General features: G+C 71.5%; 19 protein-coding genes. 11 read left to right on the top strand and 8 right to left on the bottom strand.

Features of this window, described 5'->3' with window-relative positions:
- Positions 1 to 54: 54 nt before the first annotated feature.
- Positions 55 to 1,215 (top strand): ROK family protein, encoded by a 1,161-nt coding sequence (locus EXE58_RS02820; protein ID WP_244242396.1) that lies wholly within the window; start codon positions 55 to 57, stop codon positions 1,213 to 1,215.
- A 6-nt stretch (positions 1,216 to 1,221) separates the two neighbouring features.
- On the opposite strand, the gene EXE58_RS02815 is transcribed toward EXE58_RS02820, so the two are convergent.
- Genes EXE58_RS02815 through EXE58_RS02800 form a run of 4 tightly spaced genes read right to left on the bottom strand, consistent with a single transcriptional unit; the run spans position 1,222 to position 5,715 of the window.
- On the bottom strand, positions 1,222 to 2,001 hold the full coding sequence (locus tag EXE58_RS02815; protein ID WP_135266477.1) for an exodeoxyribonuclease III: 780 nt from the start codon (positions 1,999 to 2,001) through the stop codon (positions 1,222 to 1,224).
- A 10-nt stretch (positions 2,002 to 2,011) separates the two neighbouring features.
- A complete protein-coding gene (locus tag EXE58_RS02810) occupies positions 2,012 to 3,553 on the bottom strand; it encodes a PH domain-containing protein (protein ID WP_167288643.1) in 1,542 nt (513 codons plus the stop codon).
- Positions 3,550 to 4,059 carry a PH domain-containing protein gene (locus EXE58_RS02805; RefSeq protein ID WP_135266475.1) on the bottom strand — a complete coding sequence of 170 codons (510 nt, stop codon included), beginning with the start codon at positions 4,057 to 4,059 and terminating at the stop codon, positions 3,550 to 3,552. The genes EXE58_RS02810 and EXE58_RS02805 overlap by 4 nt, the downstream gene beginning before the upstream one ends.
- Before the next feature lie 30 nt (positions 4,060 to 4,089).
- On the bottom strand, positions 4,090 to 5,715 hold the full coding sequence (locus tag EXE58_RS02800; protein WP_135266474.1) for a glycoside hydrolase family 16 protein: 1,626 nt from the start codon (positions 5,713 to 5,715) through the stop codon (positions 4,090 to 4,092).
- A gap of 148 nt (positions 5,716 to 5,863) precedes the next feature.
- Here EXE58_RS02800 and ychF point away from each other — a divergent pair, with 148 nt between their 5' ends.
- The 3 genes from ychF to EXE58_RS02785 all read left to right on the top strand — a co-directional run bounded on the left by ychF (position 5,864) and on the right by EXE58_RS02785 (position 8,706).
- Positions 5,864 to 6,940, top strand: a complete 1,077-nt coding sequence (gene ychF / locus EXE58_RS02795) for a redox-regulated ATPase YchF (protein ID WP_135266473.1) — start codon at positions 5,864 to 5,866, stop codon at positions 6,938 to 6,940.
- Positions 6,941 to 6,985: 45 nt separating this feature from the next.
- Positions 6,986 to 7,753: a heliorhodopsin HeR gene (gene heR / locus EXE58_RS02790; protein ID WP_135266472.1), complete on the top strand. Its 768-nt coding sequence runs from the start codon at positions 6,986 to 6,988 to the stop codon at positions 7,751 to 7,753.
- 65 nt (positions 7,754 to 7,818) lie between these two features.
- Complete coding sequence (locus tag EXE58_RS02785) at positions 7,819 to 8,706, top strand: alpha/beta fold hydrolase (RefSeq protein WP_208544107.1); 888 nt, start codon at positions 7,819 to 7,821, stop codon at positions 8,704 to 8,706.
- Between the two features lie 3 nt (positions 8,707 to 8,709).
- Here EXE58_RS02785 and EXE58_RS02780 read toward each other — a convergent pair whose 3' ends face one another.
- Positions 8,710 to 10,389, bottom strand: a complete 1,680-nt coding sequence (locus tag EXE58_RS02780; protein WP_244242395.1) for a long-chain-fatty-acid--CoA ligase — start codon at positions 10,387 to 10,389, stop codon at positions 8,710 to 8,712.
- A gap of 94 nt (positions 10,390 to 10,483) precedes the next feature.
- Here EXE58_RS02780 and EXE58_RS02775 point away from each other — a divergent pair, with 94 nt between their 5' ends.
- Together EXE58_RS02775 and EXE58_RS02770 are read left to right on the top strand one after the other, a co-directional pair.
- A complete protein-coding gene (locus EXE58_RS02775; protein ID WP_135266470.1) occupies positions 10,484 to 11,161 on the top strand; it encodes a GNAT family N-acetyltransferase in 678 nt (225 codons plus the stop codon).
- A gap of 25 nt (positions 11,162 to 11,186) precedes the next feature.
- Positions 11,187 to 11,597, top strand: a complete 411-nt coding sequence (locus EXE58_RS02770) for a VOC family protein (protein ID WP_135266469.1) — start codon at positions 11,187 to 11,189, stop codon at positions 11,595 to 11,597.
- 21 nt (positions 11,598 to 11,618) lie between these two features.
- Here the strand turns inward: EXE58_RS02770 and EXE58_RS02765 are convergent, their stop codons facing one another.
- From EXE58_RS02765 to EXE58_RS02755, 3 genes are read right to left on the bottom strand one after another with little or no spacing between them, the layout of a single operon-like run.
- Positions 11,619 to 11,984 carry a DUF5655 domain-containing protein gene (locus tag EXE58_RS02765; protein WP_135266468.1) on the bottom strand — a complete coding sequence of 122 codons (366 nt, stop codon included), beginning with the start codon at positions 11,982 to 11,984 and terminating at the stop codon, positions 11,619 to 11,621.
- Between the two features lie 36 nt (positions 11,985 to 12,020).
- Positions 12,021 to 12,872, bottom strand: a complete 852-nt coding sequence (locus EXE58_RS02760; protein WP_244242394.1) for an SGNH/GDSL hydrolase family protein — start codon at positions 12,870 to 12,872, stop codon at positions 12,021 to 12,023.
- On the bottom strand, positions 12,869 to 13,993 hold the full coding sequence (locus tag EXE58_RS02755) for a glycosyltransferase family 4 protein (protein ID WP_135266467.1): 1,125 nt from the start codon (positions 13,991 to 13,993) through the stop codon (positions 12,869 to 12,871). Before EXE58_RS02755 ends, EXE58_RS02760 begins: the two co-directional genes overlap by 4 nt.
- A gap of 234 nt (positions 13,994 to 14,227) precedes the next feature.
- On the opposite strand from EXE58_RS02755, the gene EXE58_RS02750 reads away from it, so the two are divergent.
- From EXE58_RS02750 to EXE58_RS19915, 5 genes are all read left to right on the top strand, one after another.
- Positions 14,228 to 15,673 (top strand): cytochrome ubiquinol oxidase subunit I, encoded by a 1,446-nt coding sequence (locus EXE58_RS02750; RefSeq protein ID WP_135266466.1) that lies wholly within the window; start codon positions 14,228 to 14,230, stop codon positions 15,671 to 15,673.
- A 53-nt stretch (positions 15,674 to 15,726) separates the two neighbouring features.
- Positions 15,727 to 16,752, top strand: coding sequence for a cytochrome d ubiquinol oxidase subunit II (gene cydB / locus EXE58_RS02745; protein ID WP_135266465.1), 1,026 nt, complete (start codon positions 15,727 to 15,729; stop codon positions 16,750 to 16,752).
- A gap of 25 nt (positions 16,753 to 16,777) precedes the next feature.
- A complete protein-coding gene (cydD, locus tag EXE58_RS02740) occupies positions 16,778 to 20,107 on the top strand; it encodes a thiol reductant ABC exporter subunit CydD (RefSeq protein ID WP_135266464.1) in 3,330 nt (1,109 codons plus the stop codon).
- 68 nt (positions 20,108 to 20,175) lie between these two features.
- Positions 20,176 to 22,497, top strand: coding sequence for an MMPL family transporter (locus EXE58_RS02735; RefSeq protein WP_208544106.1), 2,322 nt, complete (start codon positions 20,176 to 20,178; stop codon positions 22,495 to 22,497).
- A gap of 163 nt (positions 22,498 to 22,660) precedes the next feature.
- Positions 22,661 to 24,034, top strand: a complete 1,374-nt coding sequence (locus tag EXE58_RS19915) for an HNH endonuclease signature motif containing protein (RefSeq protein WP_135266463.1) — start codon at positions 22,661 to 22,663, stop codon at positions 24,032 to 24,034.
- Positions 24,035 to 24,513: the final 479 nt, after the last annotated feature.

The following is a 24,513-nucleotide window of genomic DNA, read 5'->3' as shown; positions in this document are numbered from 1 at the left end:
CCGGCAAAAGATCATTGATGGACGCACAAAAGGTTTGGTGGTTGAATCGCCGACGTGAAGACCAGCGACGTGTTCGAGCTGCTGCGCGACGGCAGCCCGAAGACGCGCGCCGAGCTCGCCCGGTCCACCGGCCTCGCGCGCTCGACGATCGCGGCGCGGATCGACACCCTGATCCGGCTGGGCCTCGTCGCCCCCTACGGTGACGCCGTGTCGACCGGGGGCCGACCTCCCTCGCTGCTGGCGCTCAACCCCACCGCCCGGGTGGTGGTCGGGGTCGACCTGGGCGCCACGCACGCCCGGGCAGTCCTCACCGACCTGTCCGGCAGGATCCTGGCCGAGGAGCGCGAGGACCTCGACATCGCCGAGGGGCCCGAGAAGGTGCTCGGCTGGGTGACGCGGACCGTGCGCTCGCTGCTCCGCCGGGAGAAGCGCCGCATCGCCGACCTGGCCGCCATCGGGATCGGCCTGCCCGGTCCCGTGGAGCACGCGACCGGGCGGGCCATCAATCCGCCGATCATGCCCGGCTGGGACCGGTACGACGTGCCGGCCCGGGTGCGCCGTGACCTCGACGTGCCCGTCCTCATCGACAACGACGTCAACATCATGGCGCTGGGCGAGAAGCATGCCCACTTCCCCGACGTCGACGACCTGGTCTTCATCAAGGTCTCGACGGGCATCGGTGCCGGCATCATCTCCGGCGGGTCGCTGCAGCGGGGTGCCATGGGCACGGCCGGCGACGTGGGGCACGTCCGGCTGCGGCGCGCGGACGGGGTGGCCTGCCGCTGCGGCAACGAGGGCTGCCTCGAGGCGGTCGCGGCCTCACCGGCACTCACGGCCGAGCTGCGCTCGGTCGGCGAGGACGTGCACAGCGGCTCCGACGTCGTCGACCTGGTGCGCAGCGGGAACGTCGCCGCCATCCAGGTGGTGCGTCAGGCCGGCCGGGACATGGGCGAGGTCGTCGCGATGGTCGTCAACTTCATCAACCCCTCCGTCGTCGTGGTGGGTGGCGCCCTGTCCGCTGCCGGCGAGCACCTGATCGCAGGGATCCGCGAGACGGTCTACCAACGCTCGCTCCCGCTCGCGACCGAGCACCTCCGGATCGTCCCGTCCGCCGCGGGGGAGCGGGCGGGCGTCATCGGCGCCGCGGCGATGGCCATCTCCCACGTGCTCTCACCCGAGGAGATCGAGCGGGCCAGCCTGGCCCTGCAGGGGTGAGCGCGCTCAGGTGAGGTCGACGACGACGGGCGCGTGGTCGGAGGGGGAGCCCGATCCCTGGGCCGGGTCGCGCTCGTCGCGGTCGATGAAGGCGCCCGTCACGCGGGAGGCCAGCGCAGGGGACCCCAGCACGAAGTCGATCTTCAGCCCTCGGTCGCGCTCGAACCGCTGGCGGTAGTAGTCCCAGTAGGTGAACCCCGGCGCGTGGGGCCGAGTCACCTCGGCGTAGCCGTCGTCCAGGAACCCCTGGAAGGCCGCCCGCTCCGGCGGCGTCACGTGGGTGGAGTTGCGGAACTGGGCGGGGTCGAAGACGTCGGCGTCGGTGGGGCAGATGTTCCAGTCACCGACCAGCGCGGTCTCCCCGGCCAGCCAGCCGCGTGCCGTCTCCCGGAGGGACGCGAGCCAGTCGAGCTTGTAGAGGTAGTGGGGGTCGTCGGGCTTGCGACCGTTGGGCACGTAGAGCGACCAGATCCGGACCCCGCCGCACGTCGCGCCGATCGCGCGGGCCTCGGCGGCCACCGGGTCGCCGTACCCCGGCATGGCGTCGAAGCCGACCTCGACGTCCTCGAGCCCGAGCCTGGAGATGAGGGCGACTCCGTTCCACTGGTTGGTGCCGGCGACCGCGACGTCGTAGCCACGCGCCTGCAGCCCCATCAGGGGCAGCTGGTCCTCGCGGGCCTTGGTCTCCTGCAGCGCCAGGACGTCGACGTCGTGGCGGTCGAGGAACGCCTCGACACGGTCGATCCGGGAGCGGAGCGAGTTGACGTTCCAGGTGGCGATTCGCACGGGCCCGACCCTATCCACCACGGGTGGCGAGGAACGGCGTCAGCAGGCCGGGGGTCGCGGCGTCGGCAAGCTCGACCGCTCGCTCCACGGCGACGTCCTGCACGACGACCCGCTCGCTGCCGGCGGCCGTCGTCGCGACGAGCGTGCTGAGACCGCTGCGGCGCTGCCACCAGGACTGCTCGAGGTTCCAGCCGATGATGCCGTCGGTCTCCAGCACGGTCCGGATGCGGGCCAGGGCTCCGCTCCCGGCAACCAGGTGGCCGGGCGACAGGGCGTGACCGAGGTGGCGGTAGGCCATCTCGCCGACGACGGCGCCGGCGACGAGCGAGGCGACGGCGAACACTGCCCACCAGGTCCAGGCGAGGTCGAAGAACCAGAAGGGCGCGATCATCAGCAGCGGCACCAGGAAGACACCGTCGGCGTGGCGGAGCCAGGAGCGACGCCGGGCTCGCGGCCCGTGCTCGCGCAGCGGCACGTTCATCGGCCCGGCCCCACCCAGGACCTGGTCGCCGACCGCCAGGGCCACGTGGCGCGGGCACGGCGGGAGCACCTGGTGGGTGCCTTCTTCGAGCCCGGTCGCGAGGGTGCTCAGCTCGGCGCCGCCCACCAGGCGCAGCAGCACCGGCTCGGTGAGCTCGACGCCGCGCACCTTCGCCTCCTCGACCGTGACGGACCGGGTCGTGAAGAGTCCTGAGGTGAGGTGGAGGGCGCCGCTCTCGCGGGTCAGCCGGAAGCGCCACCACTGCACGACGTAGCCGGACACCGAGATGACCAGCCAGGCGACCAGCGAGACGATGAAGAGGACCGCGGCCACCAGCGCCACCGTGAAGCGCGTCACCCAGTCCCAGGCGCTGCGTGCGGTGTCCTCGTCCCAGATCGGCAGCTGGTCGCCGAACTGCGAGAGCACGCCGAGGGCCCCCGCGACGATGACGAGGCGGGCGAGGCTGAAGGGGGCGAACCGCAGCCAGGACCAGTCGATCGTCGCCAGCAGCTGCGCCGGCGCCTGCGGCTCGTGGAGTACGACGTCGTGCTCGCCCGGTGCGTCGGTCCCGGCGTCGATCTCGTCGCCGGTCCCGGCGCCCGGCCGCTCCGCCACGACCGGTGCCGGCGACTTGCGCAGGAGGGTCGTGCGCAGCTCCCGGGCGTCGGCGCGGTCGAGGGCGTCCAGGGTGATGCGCTCGTCGTCGACCCCCGTGCCGACCTGGACCTTCTCGAGCCCGAGGATGCGGTGGAGGAGCGACGCCTCGAGGTCGACGCTGCGCACCCGGTCGAGCGGAGCGGTCGAGGTCCGCTTGTTGAGGATGCCCGAGCGCAGCTGGAACTGCGTCTCGGTGAGTCGGTAGTGCGTGGTGAACCACGGCAGCACGCCGGCGGCGCAGGCGCCGAGGGCGACGAGGGGCACGCTCCACCACGGCAGCCCGCCGCCGCTCTGGCTCACGCCGACCAGGGCGATGAGGGCCGGGACCAGGACCTGCCGCAGCACCTTGACCGGGTCGACGAGGACCTTGCGCGGGCTGAGCCGGACCCAGCCCTCGCCGGGTGCCGGGATCACGTGGCGTCGCCCTCGGACGCGGCGGTGACCTCCGTCAGCTGCGCCACCAGGCGCCGGGCGGTGTCGGCGTCGAGGCAGTCGATGGTGATCGGTCCGGCCGCTGACGCCGTGGTCACGGTGAGCGAGGCCAGCCCGAACAACCGCATCAGCGCACCCTGCCGCGAGTCGACCGTCTGGACCCTGCTGATGGGAGCGATGCGGGTCTCCCGGCCGATCCACCCGGAGAGGGTGTGGATGGCGAGCTCGGAGACCTCCCAGCGGTGGACTCGGTAGCGGATGGTCGGCATCGCGACCACGTGGACGACCACCCCCACCACCAGGAGCACCAGCAGCACGGTCGCCCACCACGGGCGTTCGGGGACCAGTGCGTAGGCGAGCACGGCGGCCGCGACCAGGACCAGGTCGCCCAGGAGGGCCGAGGTGCGCCAGTAGCCCACGGCCCGGGGCGACACTCGGTGGGCAGGAGCGCGCAGCGCGACGGGTGCCGGGGTGATGGCCTCAGTCATGGTCGTGAGGGTGGCACACGTCAGCGGCCGTCATGACCCGACCCGTGACCACGCCGGGTCGAGGGTCGTCGTCAGCGCGGTCCGGGTCTCCAGCGAGTAGGCCGAGAAGCCGGAGGCCGCCGACAGGACGTGCAGCGACGTGACCCCGCCGTCGTCGCGCTGGACCAGGGCCAGGTCGTCGCGGCCGTCGCCGTCGTGGTCCCCGGTGACGGTGTCCCACCCGATGGGGTCGAGCGGCGGCGAGGCAGTCGTCGTACGCACGAGGAACGAGGAGAACCCGCTGACGGCGTCGAGGACGTGGAGCGCGGTGGTGCCGCCGGCGTCGCGGTCGACCACGTAGAGGTCGTCACGGCCGTTGCCGTCGACGTCGCCCGTGGTGACGTCCCAGTCGTCGGGGTCGAGGAGCGGCGCGGCGGTCTGGCCGACGAACAGCTCGGTCTGGAACCCGGTCGTCGCGTCGAGGATCCGGGCGGCGGTGGAGGCCAGCCCGTCCGAGCCCACCAGGTAGAGGTCGTCGCGACCGTTGGCGTCGAAGTCGCCGGTGAGCACCTCGACGGCGTCGAGGTCGAGGCCGCCTCCGACGATCGTGTCGTGGCTGAGGAAGCGCTGGAAGTCGGAGGAGCCGTCGAGCACCCTCACCGAGGCCACGCCGTCGCCTGCCTCGGTCACCGCGTAGAGGTCGGTGACGAGGTCGCCGTCGAAGTCACCGCTGGCGTAGTGCCACTCGCCAGGGGGCAGCGGGAGCGGGACCTGGGAGCGCAAGGACGCGTAGCCGGTCTCGGGGTCCGGAGCCTGGAGCTCGACGGTGCCGTCGGGGTTGCTCCGCGGGGACAGCAGCTCGGCGGGCCCGCCCGTGGGCTGGCGCCCGATCGCCTCGACCCGGACCCAGTCGACCAGCATGTCCGGCGCGGGAGCAGTGGTGCCGCAGGAGGGCTGCTGCTCCGGGGGGCAGTTGCGCTTGTGCTGGAGGCGCAGCAGCTCCGCCGCCACGGGGGAGTGGTCGGTGGACCAGGTCTGGCGGCCGTCGACGAAGAACCTGGTCGGCGCGGCCATGTGGGCGCCGGGGTCGCGCCCGGGCGCCATGTAGGTGAACTCCGCGGCGTACTCGCGCCAGCGGTCCATGCGGTGGGGGTACTTGTCCTCGCGGCACACCCGCTCACCCCGGGCCGGCTCGTAGCGCCAGTAGAACGCCAGCTGGACGCCGCACTCGCGGTGGTGGCCCCAGCTCTCGACGACGTCGATCTCGCCGATCCGGTCGTCGTCCACGCTGCGCATCCAGAACGCCGGGTGGGTCCCGGGGCGCCCGGGCATCCGGATGGACGCCGAGACGCGGTAGGTCATCCCGACCTCGTAGGGGATCGCCTGGAGCGACTCCAGGTTGCCCTCGGGAGCGAGCGCCACGACCGACCTCGAGCCGACGGTCCGCTGCGTGACCCGCTCCGGCGTCGAGGACGACACGTGCCGCCAGCGCTCGGTCACGGGGGTGTCGAAGTCGTCGTGGAAGACGTCGTACGGCATCGCGGTGCCGGGCGTCGTCGGGATCGGGGGGACCGGGACGGTCATCGACGCCGGGACCGAGACGCCCAGCTGCAACAGGACGCTCACCGAGATCGCGGTGACCAGCTCGCGGAGCGGGATCAGCGTCATCAGCAGCATGGCGTCCTTCCGGCGGTCGTCGGTCGGTGTCGGCTCGGGTGGAGCCTCGATTGAACTAGGACCGCACAAGTGTCGGCCAATCGCCGGCGGCCTCGTGCGCTGTTCCACTGATTCGGGTGGAGTCGCCGTGTCTCCCTAGACTCCACCCGTGGCTCTCACCATCGGCATCGTCGGTCTCCCCAACGCGGGCAAGTCGACCCTCTTCAACGCCCTGACCAAGAACGACGTGCTGGCGGCGAACTACCCGTTCGCCACGATCGAGCCCAACGTCGGCGTCGTGGGCGTGCCCGACGAGCGGCTGCCACGCCTCGCCGAGGTCTTCGGCTCGGCCAAGATCCTCCCCGCGACCGTCGAGTTCGTCGACATCGCCGGCATCGTCGCCGGGGCCTCGCAGGGCGAGGGCCTGGGCAACAAGTTCCTCAGCCACATCCGCGAGTCCGCGGCGATCTGCCAGGTCACGCGCGTCTTCCGTGACGAGGACGTCACCCACGTCGACGGCAAGGTCGACCCCGCCTCCGACATCGGCACCATCCAGACCGAGCTGGTCCTCGCCGACCTGCAGACGGTCGAGAAGGCCATCCCGCGGCTGGAGAAGGAGGCGCGGACCACCAAGTCCCTCGCCGCCAACCTCGACGCCGCGCGCGAGGCGCTGGCCGCCCTCGAGGCCGGCACCTCGATCATCGACACCAGCATCGACCGCTCACTGATCCGAGACCTGTCGCTGCTCACGGCCAAGCCGTTCATCTTCGTCTTCAACTGCGACGCCGACGAGCTCGCCGACGAGGCGCTCAAGGACAGGATGCGCGAGATCGTCGCCCCTGCCGAGGCGATCTTCCTCGATGCCAAGTTCGAGGCCGAGCTGGCCGAGATGGACGACGACGACATGGCCCACGAGATGCTCGCCGAGATGGGCATCACCGAGTCCGGCCTCGACCAGCTGGCCCGCGTCGGCTTCGACACCCTCGGCCTGCAGACCTACCTGACCGCCGGTCCCAAGGAGACGCGGGCCTGGACGATCAGGAAGGGCGCCACGGCTCCCGAGGCCGCCGGTGTCATCCACACCGACTTCCAGAAGGGCTTCATCAAGGCCGAGATCGTCTCTTTCGACGACCTGATGGCCGCCGGCTCCATGCTCAAGGCCAAGGAGGCCGGCAAGGTGCGCATGGAGGGCAAGGACTACGTCATGGCCGACGGCGACGTGGTGGAGTTCCGCTTCAACGTGTGAGGTGTGGAGCGGCGGCGCGTCCCGGCTGACCGCTACTGTCGCCGGATGACGACCGAGATCCCGGCGCCCCGACAGCGTCGGCTGCGGCTGTTCAACCTCGCGGCCGGCCTGCTCCACGCCGTCCAGGCGGTCGCGGTGGTCGTGCTGGCCACCGACTTCGCGCTCCCAGTCACGGCGAGCTACCTCGCGGGCCCGCCCGGCACGGCACCCCAGGAGCCGACGGTCGTCTTCGACCTGCCCACCGGAGCCGCCGTGGCGGCCTTCCTGGTGCTGTCCTCGCTGGCGCACCTCGTGGTGATCACCGTCTGGTGGCGGGGCTACGTCGGGGACCTGTCCCGGCGGATCAACCGGGCGCGCTGGGTGGAGTACTCCCTGTCCTCGTCGCTGATGATGGTGGTGATCGCCCAGCTCGTCGGGATCGCCGACATCACCGCGTTGCTGGCGATCGTGGGCGTGAACGCGTCGATGATCCTGTTCGGCTGGCTGCAGGAGAAGTACGAGGAGCCCGGCGGTGGCGGGTGGCTGCCGTTCTGGTTCGGGTGCATCGCGGGTGCCGTGCCCTGGATCGCCGTGGTCGTCTACGTGATCGCACCGCAGTCCCCGTCCGACGCCAGCCCGCCCGGGTTCGTCTACGCGATCGTCGTCTCGCTCTTCGTCTTCTTCAACATCTTCGCCCTCAACCAGTGGCTGCAGTACCGCGCGAAGGGCCGGTGGGCCGACTACCTGTTCGGCGAGACGATCTACATCGTGCTGAGCCTGGTGGCCAAGTCGTTGCTGGCCTGGCAGGTGTTCGGCGGCACACTCGCGGGTTAGCCGCTGGAGGGCCTTGAGACGCTACCGTGGGGGCATCAGGTCCGACCATCGACAGGAGGACCGTCATGGTTCGCATGGACCCCTGCACGACCGTGCTCCACGGGCACGAGCTCTCCTACCTCGACAGCGGCGAGGGTCCCGCTGTCCTCTTCATCCACGGCATCCTCGGCTCCCAGCGTCAGTGGGCCCATCTCGTGGACAAGATGGACGACGACCACCGCGTGGTGGTCCCCGACCTCTTCGGCCACGGTGACTCGGCCAAGCCCACGGGGGACTACTCGCTCAGCGCGCACGCGGCGACGATGCGGGACCTGCTCGACCACCTCGGCATCGAGCGCGTCACCCTCGTGGGGCACTCACTCGGCGGCGGCATCGCCATGCAGTTCTACTACCTCTTCCCCGAGCGGGTGGACCGTCTCGTGCTCGTCTCCAGCGGAGGCCTGGGACGCGAGGTCAGTCCCCTCCTGCGCTCCGCCACCCTGCCGGGGGCCGAGCAGGTGCTGAGCCTGGTGGCCTCCGGGCCGGTGCTCAGCCGTGTGGAGGCCCTGGGTCGCGGGTTGACCAAGGTGGGCTGGCGCCCCGGTGCCGACATCAGCGCCATCTGGCGAGGCTTCACCTCCCTGGGCGACCACGAGAGCCGGCGTGCCTTCCTGTCCACCACGCGGGCCGTCATCGACATCGGCGGCCAGAGCATCAGCGCCCACGACCACCTCGAGTCGGTCCTGCCCATCCCCGTCCTGATCGTGTGGGGATCGAAGGACCGGATGATCCCGGCCTGGCACGCACTCAAGGCGCAGCACTCGGTGCCCGAGTGCCAGGTCGAGCTCTTCGAGGGGGCTGGCCACTTCCCCCACCTCGAGGACCCCGACCGGTTCGCCACGGTGGTGCGGGACTTCATCTCCCACGGCCCGCGAGTGGACGAGGGGCCACCGCCGGCTGCCGCCGGCGCGTAACGCTCAGGCCCTGCGCAGCCGGGTCGCCACCTCCCGGCGCAGCACCTTGCCCATCGGGTTGGTCGGCAGCTCGTCCACGAAGACGACGCGGCGCGGCACCTTGTAGGGCGTGAGCCCCTGCCGGGTGTGATCCCGGAGCTCGTCAGGGTGCACAGGAACGCCCTCGACGAGGACGACCGCGGCGACCACCTCCTCGCCGCCGTCGGTGTGGGGAAGGCCGACCACCGCCACGTCCACGACGCCGGCATGTGTGCGCAGCACGGCCTCGACCTCGGACGGGTAGACGTTGAACCCGCCGGTGATGATGATCTCCTTGATCCGGTCCACGATCGTCAGGAAGCCGTCGGGCGACATGGTCACCACGTCCCCCGTGCGGAACCACCCGTCGTGGAAGGCGGCCGCGGTCTCCTCCGGCAGGCCGCGATAGCCGGAGAACACCTGGGGGCCGCGCACCAGCAGCTCGCCACGCTCCCCGAGGGGCACCTCGCGGTCGAGGTCCTCCGGGTCGGCGATGCGGATCTCCACGTCGGGGAAGGGCACGCCGATCGCGCCGGGGCGGCGCGCCTTGGTCATCGGGTTCCCGACGATCACCGGTGACGTCTCGGTCAGGCCGTAGCCCTCGACGAGAAGGCCACCCGTGGCGGCCTCCCAGCGCTCCACGAGTGGAGCAGGCAACGGCATCGCGCCCGACAGGGAGTAGCGGATGCCCTTGATCGAGACCTTGCGGCGCTCGGCCTCGTCGACGATGCGCTGGTACAACGGTGGCACCGCAGGCACGAAGCTCGGCACCTCCCGCCCGAGGGCGTCCATGATCAGCCCGATCTCGGGCTTGGGGAGCAGCACCAGCTTGGCGGCCAGGGCGACGCCCAGGAGGACGCTGACCGTGACGCCGTACGCGTGGAACAGGGGCAGTGCCACGAGGAAGGACTCCTCGCCCTCCCGCAGGCCCGGCACCCAGGCACGCCCCTGGACGACGTTGGCGACGAGGTTGCGGTGCAGCAGCGGCACGCCCTTGGGCACGCCGGTCGTGCCGGAGGTGTAGAGCAGCAGCGCGACATCGTCCTTGTCGGGACGGGGATGCGACTCGTCCACTGGGGCTGCGGCGGCCAGCTCGGACCACTGCAACACCTGGGGGGCGGGGGAGGTCAGCTGCTCCCGGGCGGCGCGCGCCTTCGGGATCGGCAGGCGCAGGGCGAGGCGCTTGCTCCAGGGCAGCCGGGTGGTCATGTCGACGGCGACCACGTGCTCGAGGGCCGAGCCGGCCTTCAGGCCCTCGATGACGGGCACGACCTTGTCCCACACGATCGCGACCCGGGCTCCGTGGTCGACGAAGGGGTGGCGCAGCTCCGCTGCGGTGTAGAGGGGGTTGTGCTCGACCACCGCCGCACCCAGGCGCAGCACCGCGAAGAAGGCGATCAGGTTCTGCGGGCAGTTCGGCATGACCAGGGCGACGTTGTCGCCGGGACCCACGCCCAGGGCCTGCAGGCCGCCTGCCACACGGCGGATCTCCTCGTCGACCTCGGCGTAGGTGGAGACGCGGCCCAGGAAGTCCAGCGCCGGCCGCTCGGAGTGGTGTTGCGCTGTGCCCTCCCACAGATCGAGAACTGTTGTGTCACCGTAGTGCAGGTGCAGCGGCACGTCGGGACCGTAGGAATCTGCCCACAGCGGCGGCTCGGTCGACACGGCGTCCTCATGCTCCTCGCCGCGTGAAGGGGATCGCGGCTGCTTCGATCGTATCGGGCACGCTAGGTTCGTGACCGAGGGCAGGAGGCCGTCGATGATCGAGCAGGTCAGGTTGCCTGACGGCACCGAAGCGTTCGTCCTGCCCCTGCAGCGCACGGACAAGGCGACGCTGGCCGCCGAGTTCGAGACGCTGGCGCCGGAGTCGCGCCGCCGCAGGTTCCTCGCCCCGGTGCTGCACCTGAGCGACTCGATGCTGGAGCACCTCGTCGACGACGTCGACGGCATCAACCACGTCGCGCTGGTCCTCAGCGTGGAGACGAGCCCGGGCGTCTACGAGCCGGTGGCCCTGGCGCGAATGGTGCGCTACGCCGACGACCCCCGTTCCGCGGACCTCGCCGTCACCGTCAAGGACGCGTGGCAGGGCCGTGGTGTCGCCACCACCCTGCTCGACGTGCTCATGCGCGAGCGGCCCCCCGGCGTCGAACGGATCGTCACCGAGGTCTTCCACGACAACCAGGCCTCCCTCAGGATGCTCCTGCGCCTGGGCGACGCGACCGTGGAGGACCAGGGCTCGGGAGTGAGCGAGATCGTCGTCGACCTGCCGCCCCCCGAGACCTCGAGACCACCGGTCCGCGAGGCTGAGGCCCGTCCCGCCGCGATGGCTGGTGCGTTGGCTCCCGCTGACGTGACGAGCCCGACCGGACCGTTGCACCACCACACACGCCGGCACGCCCTGCACACGCGCGACCAGGTCTGCGACTGGTTCCGCTGAGCCCACCGTGTGGCAGCATCACCAGATGCTTCGACTCACCGATTTCATCATCGACTGCCCCGAGCCGATGGAGCTGGCGGAGTTCTACTCAGCGGTGACCGGTCGCCCGGTCAAGGAGGGCAGCGACGACAGCTGGGCCGGCATCCAGTGCGGCGAGGTCGAGCTGGCATTCATCCGGGTGGACGACTACCGGGCGCCGCAGTGGCCCGGCAGCGAGCACCCCAAGCAGTTCCACCTCGACTTCGAGGTCGACGACGTCGAGGCCGAGCAGGACCGCGTCCTGGCACTGGGCGCGACCCTGCTGCAGGACTCCATCAGCTCCGACGGCTACGGCTGGCGGGTGTACGCCGACCCCATCGGCCACCCGTTCTGCCTCTGCCGGAACAAGGGTGTCACCTGGACCGACGACGGACCGGTCTGGCCCACGCGCGGGTAGGGCGCCCGGCCGGGGGCCAGTTCACCCTGCGGCCGCCCACGCCTCCGCGAGCCAACCGCGGACCTCCTCGTCGACCCCGCGGGGCCCACGCAGCTCGAGGTGGTGCATCCACGCACCCGGTGATGGGTGCACGACCTCCTTGAAGCGCTCGGAGTGGATCTCGTGGGGCAGCGCGAGCGAGAGCACGAGCGGCACGTCGCTGGCGACGTACTGTCCCGGACGCCAGACGTAGGCGAAGCCGCGGCGTCGTCGGAATGCCACCTGGCTCTTCGCGGTCCGGACCGACGCCTCTCCGATCTCGTCGACAGCCTGCTTCACCTCGCGGTAGATGGCGAGGGAGTCGGGGAATCCCCTCAGGAGGTCCTCGGGACCGGCAGGCTCCTGCATCCTCGGAGCGTAGGGCCTGGCGGCTCACGAAGGCCGCTACACATCCTGTCGCCCGACGGCTGGCGGGTAGTGCCCGGTGGGCAACGGGTGCTCGTGGCCGAGTGCGGCGAGGACGCTCGGCAGCATCGCCTTTGCCGTACGCCGGTAGCCCGCGCCAGAGGGGTGGAACCGGTCGACGGCGAACATGTCGTCGGGCTGGGTGATGAAGAACGGCCCCACCACCTCGGCGAGGGAGACCGCGTGCCCGCCGAGCCCGGTGACCAGGTCGAGCTGCGCGGCGGCCAGCTGACGGGAGCTCCTGCTCGCGAGGGCGCGAAGCGGTTGGGGCAGCGCGGGGAGCGCGCCCAGGTCCGGGCAGGTCCCGACGACGACCTCCGTGCCTGCGGCCAGCAGCGGCTCGAGCACCTCGCGCAGGTGCTGCACCGAGTCGGCCGTCCGCACCCGGTGCGTGACGTCGTTCCCGCCGACGACGACGACCGCGACGTCGGCCCGGTAGCCCGCAGGGAGCGACGCCAGCTGGGCGCGCACCATCGAGGTCTCCGAGCCGACGTGCGCGGCGCTGCGCAGCCGCACCGTCCGTCGGGTCTTCTTCGCCAGCCGCTTGGCGAGCTGGGCGCCCAGCGTCTCGTCCGGTGTGGCGGCGCCGAGGCCGGCGGCAATCGAGTCACCCAGCAGCAGCAGGTCGACCGGGTCGCCGTACTTCCTCTTGTAGACCTCGGCGGCCAAAGGTGCCCGCTCGCCCAACGGCTTGCCGATCACACCACGCACGGCGTGTGCCTGGCGGTGCAGCAGTCCGCCGAGCACGGCGACGAGGGCGGCCGTGGTGCCGACGAGCGCTGCGGAAGCGAGGAGGACCCGGGCGGCCGACCGTCTCAGGCTGTCGCTCACGCCGCGAGCGCGGTCCGGTTCCCGGGGAGCACCGCCGGGTAGTGCACGTCGATGAGCTCGTCCACGACCGTGGCCCAGGTGCGGTTCCGTACGGCGGCCGGGCCGGCCGCTCCCAGGGTGCGGCGCAGCTCGTGGTCACCGACCAGCCGGGCGACCGTGTCACGCAGCGAGCCCGGGGCTGCTGGGTCGTAGAGGAGGCCGGTGCGCCCGTGGTCGACCAGGTCCAGCGGCCCGCCTGCGGCGGGCGCCACGACAGGGACGCCGCTGGCCTGTGCCTCCTGGATCGTCTGGCAGAACGTCTCTGCCTGACCGGTGTGGACGAAGACGTCGAGGCTCGCGAAGACCTGGGCCAGGTCCTGTCCTCGCAGCATCCCGGTGAACTTCGCGGCGGGCAGCTGGCGCTCGAGCGAGGCGCGCGAGGGCCCGTCTCCCACCACGACGAGGCGGATCCCGCCCAGCGAGGCCAGCTCGGGGAGCCGGGCGACCTGCTTCTCGGGTGCCAACCGGCCGACGTACCCGACGGCCAGTGACCCCGGTTCGTGCCGCGTCCACCTCGCGTTGAGCTCGGGCACGCGTCGCTGCGGCCCGAAGAGGCCGAGCGCGACCCCGCGCCTCCACAGGTGGAGGTCTGTCACGCCGAGCCCCGCCAGCTGGTCCCGCGAGGCCGTCGAGGGCACCAGGGTGCGGTCCGCCCTGCGGTGGATGCGCCCGACCCACCGACCGACAGCGGCCTCCGCACGGACGCCGTACTGGCGCGCGAAGCCACCGATGTCGGTCTGGTAGACGGCCACCGCAGGGACTCCGAGCCTGCGTGAGGCGCGGAGTCCCACCGCGCCGAGCGCGATGGGCGAGGCGAGGTGGACGACGTCCGGACGGAAGTCCGCCAGCGCGCGCTCCACCGCCCGGTCCGGCAGCCCGACCGGGAAGGTGCGGTAGCCGGGCATGGCGACCGAGCGCACACGGACCACCGGCACGGACCGGTAGACGGCCAGCCCCGGCGCGGGTGCCACCAGCAGCACCTCGTGCCCGCGTTCGAGAAGTCGGTCCACGACGTGGCGCACCGAGTTCGTGACGCCGTTGACCTGCGGGAAGAACGACTCGGTCACGATCGCAACGCGCATGCCTCCACGCTCGCGGCGCCTCGTGAACGCCGGGTGACCGGTGCGCGCGTGTTCGCTGAACCGACGCGGTCGATCAGGATCCGCCCACGGGAGGCCTCGTCACGGGAGGGGACACCACGGGCACGGACGAGCCGCACGTCACATCGAAGTCGGGACGAAGGTCCCTAGGTTGCCTCTGCGCCCTGCACGAGATTGGCCGTGACCCGTGAAAAATGCTGCAGGGAAGGCGCGCGCATGGATGTCCTCGACATCGCTCGGTGGCAGTTCGGCATCATCACCGTCTACCACTTCCTCTTCGTCCCGCTGACGATCGGCCTGTCGGCGGTCATCGCGGGGTTCGAGACGGCATGGGTGCGCACCCGCAAGGAGGAGTACCTCCGCCTGACGAAGTTCTTCGGCAAGCTCTTCCTGATCAACTTCGCCCTCGGCGTGGTCACCGGGATCGTGCAGGAGTTCCAGTTCGGCATGAACTGGTCCGACTACTCCCGCTTCGTCGGTGACATCTTCGGTGCACCACTGGCGGTCGAGGGACTGCTCGCGTTCTTCCTGGAGTCGACGTTCCTGGGCCTGTGGATCTTCGGCTGGGACAAGCTTCCTCGCGGGCTGCACGCCGCCTGCATGTGGATCGTGCACCTCGGCACTCTCGCGTCGTCGTACTTCATCCTGGCGGCCAACTCGTGGATGCAGAACCCCGTCGGCTACGTCTTCAACCCCGAGACCGGGCGCGCCGAGCTGGTGGACTTCTGGGCGGTGATGTTCAACAAGGTCCAGCTGATCACCTTCCCGCACGTCATCGCCGCCGCCTACATGACCGCCGGCGCCTTCGTGCTCGGTGTCTCGGCCTACCTCTACATGAAGGACAAGCACGCCGACGACCGCCCGCTCTACCACCGGGCCATCCGCGTGGGCGCCGTCGTGACCTTGCTGGCCGGCCTCGCGGTCGCGTTCACCGGAGACATCCAGGGCAAGATCATGACCGAGGTCCAACCCATGAAGATGGCGGCCGCGGAAGGGCTGTACGAGTCCAGCGACGGCTGTGCCCCCTTCTCGGTCCTCACCGTCGGCACCCCCGACGGCAAGGAGGAGAAGTTCTCCGTCACGGTTCCCTGCTTGCTCTCGTTCCTCGCCACCGGCTCCACCGACGGCGCGGTCCAGGGGATCGACGAGCTGAAGGAGGAGTACGCCGAGAAGTACGGCTCCGACACTGTCACCAAGGCCGCCCGCGAGGGCGACTACGTCCCGGTCATCCCGGTGACCTACTGGTCCTTCCGCTTCATGATGGGGCTGGGCTTCTTCACCGCGGCCGGCGCCGCCCTGATCCTGTGGCTGACCCGGAAGAAGCGCGTCCCGAGCGTCAAGTGGGTCGGCATCCTCGGCATCAGCCTGCCCCTGGCCGCGACCTTCGCTAGCTCGTGGGGATGGATCTTCACGGAGATGGGTCGCCAGCCGTGGGTGGTGTTCGGCCTGATGACGACCGAGTCCGGAGTCTCTCCCGGCGTCAGCACCTTCGAGGCTGCGACCTCGTTGATCGTGCTCACGCTGCTCTACGCAGTGCTGGCGGTCATCGAGGTCGGGCTGCTCGTGAAGTACGTCAAGCGCGGTGCCGAGCCGTTCGAGGAGCCGCCGGACGTGCCGATCGGCGGCGCCGACGACGACGCCCCGCTCACCTTCGCCTACTGACCTGCCCACTGACCTGATCCCACTGATCCGACCCGGGACACGAGGAAACCGCCATGGAGCTCACCACCGTCTGGTTCGCGCTGATCGCCGTCCTGTGGATCGGCTACTTCTGCCTCGAGGGGTTCGACTTCGGCGTCGGCATGCTCCTGCCGGTGCTCGCCAAGAACGACACCGAGCGCCGCGTCATGTACAACACCGTCGGGCCGGTCTGGGACGGCAACGAGGTGTGGGTCCTGGTTGCCGGCGGTGCGACGTTCGCCGCCTTCCCCGAGTGGTACGCCACCTTGTTCAGCGGGTTCTACCTGCCGCTGCTGGCGATCCTGGTCGCTCTGATCGTCCGCAACCTCGCCTTCGAGTACCGCCACAAGCACGACGACGACACCTGGCGCAGGCGGTGGGACCTCGCCCTCATCGTGGGATCCGCCCTGCCGGCCCTGCTCTGGGGCGTCGCCTTCGCCAACATCGTCGCGGGGGTGCCCATCGACGCCGACAAGGAGTTCACGGGCAACCTCTTCACGCTCCTCAACCCGCTGGGCCTGCTGGGCGGGCTCGTCACCCTGACGCTGTTCGCGACGCACGGGGCGATGTTCGTCGCGTTGAAGACCGACGGCGACATCAGGCACCGTGCCCGGGACCTGGCGGTCAAGCTGGGCCTGGTCGCGGCAGTGCTCGCCGTGCTTTTCCTCGTGTCGATCCAGCTCAAGACCGGGTCCGTGGCCTCGGCGGTCGCCTTCGTCCTCGCGGCAGTCGCCCTCCTCGCCGGCGTTGCTGCCGCGCGTGCCGGTCACGAGGGGTGGGCCTTCGTCGGCACATTCCTCACCATCGCGCTCGCCGTGGCGGGGCTGTTCCTCGCCCTGTTCCCGGACGTGATGCCCTCGACCACGGACGCGGCGTACTCGCTCACCACGACCAACGCCGCCGCCACCGCCTACACGCTGAAGGTGATGACGTGGGTGGCGGTGGTCTTCACCCCGATCGTGCTCGGCTACCAGGCCTGGACCTACTGGGTCTTCCGCAAGCGCCTCGCTGTGCACCACATCCCCGCGCCGGCCACGGTGACGAGCACCGACGGCCCTTGAGCGCCACCAGAGCCGGACGCTGGAGATGAGACCACTCGACAGGAGCGTGCTGGGCCACCTGCTGCCGGCCCGGAGGTCCTTGGCGTGCGTCGTCGGCGCCGGCATCGGGACCGGGCTCCTGACCGTGGCGCAGGCCTTCGCCCTGGGCGCCCTCGTCGTCGCTGCAGTGAGCGAGCCCGACGGGCCAGCCTGGCACCGGCCCGCTGCCTGGCTCGTGCTGCTCGTGACCCTGCGGGTCGTGACGGCGTACGCCGGCCAGCTCGCCGCCGCCCGAGCCGCCTCGGTGGTCTCCAGCACCCTCCGCGACCGGCTGCTCGCGTCCGCGCGCACGCGGCACGACGTCGGTTCGCGCAGGGGCCTGACCTTGCTGGCCACCCGCGGCGTGACGAGCGTCGAGCCCTACGTGACGCGCTACCTGCCCGCCCTCGTCCCGGCAGTCGTCCTGCCCGTGGCGACGCTCGCTGCGATCTGGTGGCTGGACTGGCTCTCCGGACTGATCGTGCTGCTCACGATCCCCCTGGTCCCCGTGTTCGCAGCGCTGGTGGGCATGACCACCCGGGACCGTGCCGATCGTCAGTGGCGGACCATGGGGGCGCTGTCCGGCCACTTCCTCGACGTCGTGCGCGGCCTGCCCACCCTGGTCGCCCACCGTCGCGCTCTCGCCCAGGTCGAGACCATCCGGAGCGTCACCGACCGCTACCGGCGCGCGACCGTGGACACGCTCAAGCTGGCCTTCGCCTCGGCGACGGTCCTCGAGCTCATCGCGACGTTGTCGGTCGCCCTCGTCGCGGTGTGCGTCGGCCTGCGGCTCGCGGCCGGCACGGTCGACTTCCGGGACGCCCTCACCGTGCTGCTCCTGGCTCCCGAGGCCTACTGGCCACTGCGCCGGGTCGGCGCGGAGTTCCACTCCGCCGCGGAGGGGGCAGCCGCCCTGGCCGAGGCCGACGGCCTGCTGGACGGAGCCCGCCCGGAGGACCGCGACGGCGCGCGGCCGGCGGTCCGGGAAGTGCGCCTCGAGACGCTCGAGGTCGGCTTCGGCGGCACGCCGCTGATGGCTCCGCTCACGCTCGAGCTCCCCGAGCGGGGCCTGCTGGCCGTCACCGGTCCGTCGGGGTGCGGCAAGTCGACCCTCCTGGCAACCCTGCGCGGGGAGCTCCCGCCGGTGGCGGGATCGGTGACCGTGGGCGGCGTGCTGCTCGACGAGGTCGACGCCGACTGGTGGCGCAGCCACGTGGCATGGGCCCCGCAGCGACCGTGGCTCTTGGCGGGCACGGTTGCGGACAACGTCCGGCTGGGACGCCCGGGGGCCAGCGACGAGGAGGTGTGGGCCGCCCTCGACGAGGTCGGGCTCGAGAGTGTCGTGCGCGGCCTGCCCGGGGGCCTGGCCGCCGAGCTGGGCGACGACGGCGCGGGGCTCTCTGCCGGGCAGCGAGCGCGCGTCTCGCTCGCCAGGATCGTGGTCGCGCGACGTCCGGTGGTTCTCCTCGACGAGCCGAGCGCACACCTCGACGACGAGACCGAGGAGGTCATCCTCGACACGATGGCCCGCCTGGCTCGCACGAGCCTCGTCGTGGTCGTCGCCCACCGCCCCGCGGTCGTGCGCGCCGCCGACCGGGAGATCGCACTGAGCCCGCTGCCCGCCCCGGAGGCGGCTCCCGTCGCGACGGCCGCCGAGGTCGTCGTACCGCCGCGGGCGCTGGCGCCGGACGACGACGTGGAGGACCGCCTGCGCTGGGGGATGCGCACCGCCACGGTGCTGGGGGCGCTGTCGACGGCATCGGGGGTCGCGCTGACCGCCACCGCCGGGTGGCTCATCACCAGGGCCTCCGAGCAGCCGCCGGTGCTCTACCTCATGGTCGCGATCGTCGGGGTGCGGCTCTTCGGCCTGGCGCGTCCGGTGCTGCGCCACGCCGAGCGCGTCATCAGCCACGACGTGGTCCTCAGGGAGCTGGCCGAGCGGCGTACCCGGGTCTTCGCCGACCTGGTGCCGCTCGTGCCCGGCCGCCTGGGACCGCGACGCGGTGACCTCCTCACCCAGGTGGTCGACGACGTCGACGCCGTGCTGGACGACCGGCTGCGCGTGCGCCAGCCGCTGGTCACCTCCGTCCTGGTCGGACTCGGAGCCGTCGCGCTGGCCGCCTCCCTCGACGCCGGCGCGGGGGTGGTCGTCCTGCTCGTGGTGCTGACCGGCCCCCTGGCCTTCGTGCAGGTGCGTCGGCGGGGTGCTCGCAGCGAGCCCGAGCTGCTCGACCGCCGCGCCGCTCTCGGCACCCGCGTCGAGGACGTCGTCGCGGGGCTGCGCGAGCTCGAGCAGTGGCAGGCCGCCGATCGCGAGCTCGAGGTGGTGCGCGCCGAGTCCGACGGCCTGGCGCGCGCGGCCCTCCGGTCGGCCAGCGCGGTCGCGGCGGGTCACGCGCTGACCGGCTTGGCCGCGGGCCTGGGCGTGGTCGGGATCGCCGCCGCCGTCACGCCCGGCAGCACCTCGCCGGCGACCCTGTCGCTGCTCCTGCTGCTGCCGCTGGCACTCGACGACGTGCTGTCGCCGCTGGGCGACGCCGGAGCCCTCTCGGTCCGCAGCCGCGCCGCCCGGGATCGCCTCGCGCGCCTCGCCCGACTGACACCTGCTGTCGCCGACCCGGCCGCGCCCAGCCCCCGCCCGGCGTCGTACGACGTCGTCCTCGACGCAGTCACGGTGGGTTGGGACGAGCGGCCGGCGCTGCAGGCCCAGGACCTGCGGGTGCGCCCCGGCGAGCACGTGGGGATCGTCGGCCCGTCCGGGTCGGGGAAGTCCACACTGGCCGCGACGCTGATGCGCTTCCTCGACCCGTCCGCGGGTGCCTACGTCCTGGGCGGGACGGACGCGCGAGACCTCCTCCTCGACGACACGCGCACGATCGTCGGCCTGGTCGACGACGACCCCTACGTCTTCGCCTCCTCGGTGGTCGAGAACGTCCGCCTTGCCCGCCCTGCCGCCACCGACGCCGAGGTGGCGCGGGCATTGGCCGGAGCAGGGCTCGCCCGCTGGGTCGGCTCGCTCCCTCGTGGCCTCCACACCCATGTCGGCGCCGGCTCCCGGGAGGTGTCCGGCGGGGAGCGCGCACGCATCGGGCTGGCCCGGTCGCTCCTGGCCGAGAGCACCGTCCTGGTGCTCGACGAGCCGACCGCGCACCTCGATGCGAGCACGGCGCGACACGTCACCGGCGACCTCCTGGCTGCTGCCGCCGGGGCCGGGCGGTCGATCGTGTGGATCACCCACGGCACCATCGGCCTCGACGAGATGGACAGGGTCGTCCGGCTGTCGGCACCGGGCGCGACGAGCAGCACGACGGCGGAGCGGGTCCCGACGCCGGCCTGAGCGTGGCGAGTCTCGCGGGGCGACTACACCTCGTGGCGGGGGTGCGCCCAGATGGGAGTCTTGCGCCCGTGACCTCGCCCAAGCCCCTTCCGTCGCGCTCGCGTCGCGGCGACCCGCGGCACCGGGGACGCAGCGAGGCCCTGCTGCTGCGGCTCGGCCGCAGCGCCGCCCGCCGCAAGGGGCGCTACATCGCGGCGTGGCTCGTGCTGGTCACGCTCTGCCTCGGCACCAGCCTGGGCCTGTTCGGCAACGAGTCCCTCTTCGACCGGTTGGAATCGGGCGACCTCGAGGCGCCCGGCCAGGCGCAGACAGGTCGGGAGCTGTTGCGGGCCTCCGACGAGCGGGGCCTCACGGTGATGCTCCGGGTCGACGGCGCCGACGTCCTGGACCCCGCACTCGCCGACGCGGTCGGAGAAGTCGTCGAGCGGGTCGAGGGTGTCGAGGGCGTGGGCCGCGTCGACGCCCCGATGACGACGGAGGGGTGGCCGAGCGAGCCGAGCGCCCTGACGTTCGTCGCCGACAACGACCCTGCGAGCGGATCGTTCCTGATCGTCGCCAACACCGGCGGTGAGGTGGGCGGGCCCGTCCAGGACGCGGCGGTGGAGGAGCTGGAGCGCGCCGGCGAGGAGCTGCTGGCGCCGTACGCCGACGAGCTCAGCATCGGCGGCACCGGCCTGCTCATCGACGACATCATCGAGCAGATCGAGCACGACCTCACCAGGGGTGAGGGCATCGCGCTGCCCCTGTCGATGCTGTTGATGGTGGTCGTCTTCGGCGGGTTCGTGGCCGCAGGGATGCCCGTGCTCGGTGCCATCGCCGCCATCGCGGGCGGTCTGGCCATCCTGCTCGGCTTCTCCCACGTCATGTCGCTCGACGCGTCAGTGGTCAACATCGTGACCGTGATGGGGCTGGCCCTGTCCATCGACTACGGCCTCCTGCTGGTGAGCAGGTTCCGTGAGGAGCTCGCCCGGGTGGCGCCCGGCGTGCCTTCGCGCGACCTGGGTCGACGGCAGGTGGAGGAGGCCGTCGCAGGAGCGGTGGCGACAGCCGGGCGCACCGTGCTCTTCTCGGGGCTCATCGTCGGCATCTCGCTGTCCGGGCTGATGCTCTTCGAGTCGTCGGTAATGCGGGCGATCGGTGCAGCGGGCGTCTCGGTCGTGGTGGTGGCGATGGTCGTCGCGCTCACCCTGGTGCCCGCACTGTGCTCGCAGGGAGCCAAGCGGCTGGGTCGACGCCGCGGAGCCGAGGCCGCACCCGACGACGGCGTCTTCAGCAAGCTGGCCGCCGCCGGCCAGCGGCGACCGGGACTCACCACGCTGGCCAGCGTGGCGGTGCTGCTGTTCCTCGCCGTGCCGGTCCTCGACCTGCGTCTCAACACCTCGGGCGTCGAGCTGCTCCCCGTGGGGGCCGAGCAACGGGAGTTCTTCGAGGCCCTCGACGAGGACTTCCCGGCGCTGGCCACCCCCACAGTGACCGCCGTCGCCCAGGCCACGCCCGACCAGGTCGCCGGGTGGGTGGGCGAGATCGAGGAGCTCGACGGCGTCGTCCGGGTGGACCCGCCGCGTGACCTCGGCCCCCTTCCGAGCGGGGTCGAGGCGCCGGGAAGCGAGCCTGACGGGTCGACCCTCGTGTCGATCGCCATCCACACCGAGGACGGAGCGATGGCCGACGCCGCTCGGGAGGTGTCCACCACCCTGATGGAGGCCGACGCGGGCTTTCCCACCTGGGTCACCGGGCAGGCGGCATCCCTGCAGGACTTCACGGCAGCGGCGGCGGACCGGGCCCCGTGGGCCGTGCTGTGGATCGGCGGAGCGACGTTCGTGCTGCTCTTCCTGCTCACCGGCAGCGTGGTGATCCCGGTGAAGGCGCTGGTGCTCAACGCCGTCTCGCTCGGGGCCAGCCTCGGTGTCCTGGTGTGGGTGTTCCAGTACGGCAACCTCGAGTCGGTGCTGCGCTTCGAGTCCGCGGGCGGCATCGAGTCGGTGATCCCGCTGCTGGTGCTCGCGTTCGGCTTCGGGCTGTCCATGGACTACGAGGTGTTCCTGCTGGCGCGCATCATCGACCTGCACGAGCAGGGCTACGACGACAACACCGCCGTCCGGCTCGGGCTGCAGCGCTCGGGCCGCATCATCACCTCGGCGGCGCTGATCATGGTGATCGTGTTCGCGGGGTTCGCGGCCGGCGAGATGCTGGTGATCAAGCAGACCGGCCTGGCGCTGTCGGTCGCCGTGCTGATCGACGCGACCCTGGTGCGGATGGTGCTCGTCCCGGCCACGATGACGATGCTCGGCCACTGGAACTGGTGGGCGCCGCGATGGATGAAGCGAATCCACGCGAGGTACGGCGTGAGCGAGCACGCCTCGCCACTGGCCGTCGCCGACGGCAGCTGAGCGCCCAGGTCTCGCCTGTGCGGGCCGGTCCTGGGGTCCTGTGGTGAGGGGCGAGCGCAGGAATGGAGGTGAGTCGGCCTTCATGTCGAATTGGTTGTCCAGATCCTGGCGGTGGCCGGGTTTTCGGGGGTCCGATGTCGGTGGTCTCCGGTTGTATTGAGACATGACCTCCTCCACCACCCTCGCCGCCCCGGTGCCCGGGCGTCCGGTGCTGGACGGGCTCAGCAGCACCCAGCTGATGGCTCACGCGGGCGAGGTCGAGCAGCTCTCCCGCCAGGTCGAGGTGGCTCGCCTCGAGGTCGCGCTGGAGTGGGCGATCACCCATCCAGTGGTCGAGGCGTCGTCCTCGGTGCTCGAGACACCTGACCAACCGGGCGGTGCCGGCACGCCGGAGGTGGCCGCGTTCGCGACCGACACTCTCGCCGTGGCGATGGGGATCGCGCCCCTCGTCTCCTCCCGGCTGGTCGCGGACGCGCTCGACCTGTCGTTCCGGCTGCCCCTGTTGTGGGATCTCACTCGTGCGCTGAGGATCCCCGCCGCCCGGGCCCGCAGGGTTGCCGGCGCCACCCGCGACCTGTCCGCGGAGGGTGCCCGCTGGGTCGACCGTCAGGTCGCTGCGGCGTCCGGGCGAGTGTCCTCGGCTCAGCTCGACCGGATCGTCGCCCACGCCACCGCCCAGTTCGACCCCGATGCCCTCAAGACCCGTCAGGACCGGGCACGCGAGACCTGGGGAGTCGACCTGCACCACCCGACACCGGGTGACTTCGCCGGCACCTCCACGCTGACCGCCCGCGGCGACTCAATCGACCTGGCCCGGTTCCACGACGTCGTCAACGCCGAGGCCGACACCCTCGCCGCGCTCGGCGACACCGACACCCTCGGCCAGCGACAGGCCAAGGCCCTCGGCGTGATCGCCGCCCAGCAGGCCGCACTCGACCTCACCGACCTGATTGCCGGTCAGCAGTGTGACGACGTGCAGTCCGACGACCGTGTAGCAGTCCGGGCGAGGGCACTCGCCCGCTCCCAGGTGAAGGTCAAGCTGTTCCTCCACGCCTCACTGCCCGACCTGCTGACCCGCGGACACGACGACCTGGTCGGCACCGCCGACACCCTCGGCCCCGTCACCCTCGCCAAGGTCAAGGAGTGGGTCGGGCACTCCCGCGTCACGATCGTGCCCGTCCTGCACGTCGCCGCCGACGACACCTGGACCGTCGACCGGCACGACCCGCCACCCCGGATGGCCGAGACGGTCCGGCTGCGCGACGAGACGTGCGTCTTCCCGCGCTGTGGCCGCCACGCCAGGGGCTGCGACCTCGACCACATCACCCCCTACGACACCGGACCACCAGACACCGGACCGCCCACCGAGTCAGGCGGCACGACCGCCGCCAACCTCGCTCCACTGTGCCGACGCCACCACCGGGCCAAGACCTCCGGCGCCTGGACCTACCAACGCCTCGCACCCGGCACCTACTTGTGGACCGGCCCCGCCGACATCGCCACCCTCGTTACCCCCGACGACGTCATCGACCTCTGACCGCGTGGGTCCCCGCTGCGCGACTGGGCCTCTCGTCACCGTGCGGGAACGTCGTGTCCAAGCGATCTGACCGGATGCATGGGGAACTGCTCGTCCTTCATCGGAGCCAGATGAGTCACTCGCTCATCAGGTTCGAAAGTGGCGACGGGAGTACGCTCACCGCATGAGCCGGTTGGGTGGTGCTGCCGTGAGAGATTCCCGGCAGGCACTGTCCGTCATCGTTGGCGGGACCGGTGTGTTGGTGCTCCTCTCCCTGCTGACAACGTCGACGAGCGCAAGCGCACCGTCATCCGTAGCGCTGGCTGCCGTCGCAGTGACGATCGCTGCCCTTGCCCTGCCGAACCGGCTGCCGATGACACCGGTGAGTAGTCCACTTCGTTTGCTCCCCGACAGTTCGGATGAGGTGCCGGCGCTCCGGGCCGGGCACGTGACCGACTCACCCCGCCACCCTCTGCGCCCGCGCGCTCCTGGACTGGTCT

It is taken from the genome of Nocardioides seonyuensis, from assembly GCF_004683965.1.
Lineage (GTDB): Bacteria > Actinomycetota > Actinomycetes > Propionibacteriales > Nocardioidaceae > Nocardioides > Nocardioides seonyuensis.
Note: the sequence above shows the minus strand (reverse complement) of the source record. Positions and strands in the feature narration are given on the sequence as shown.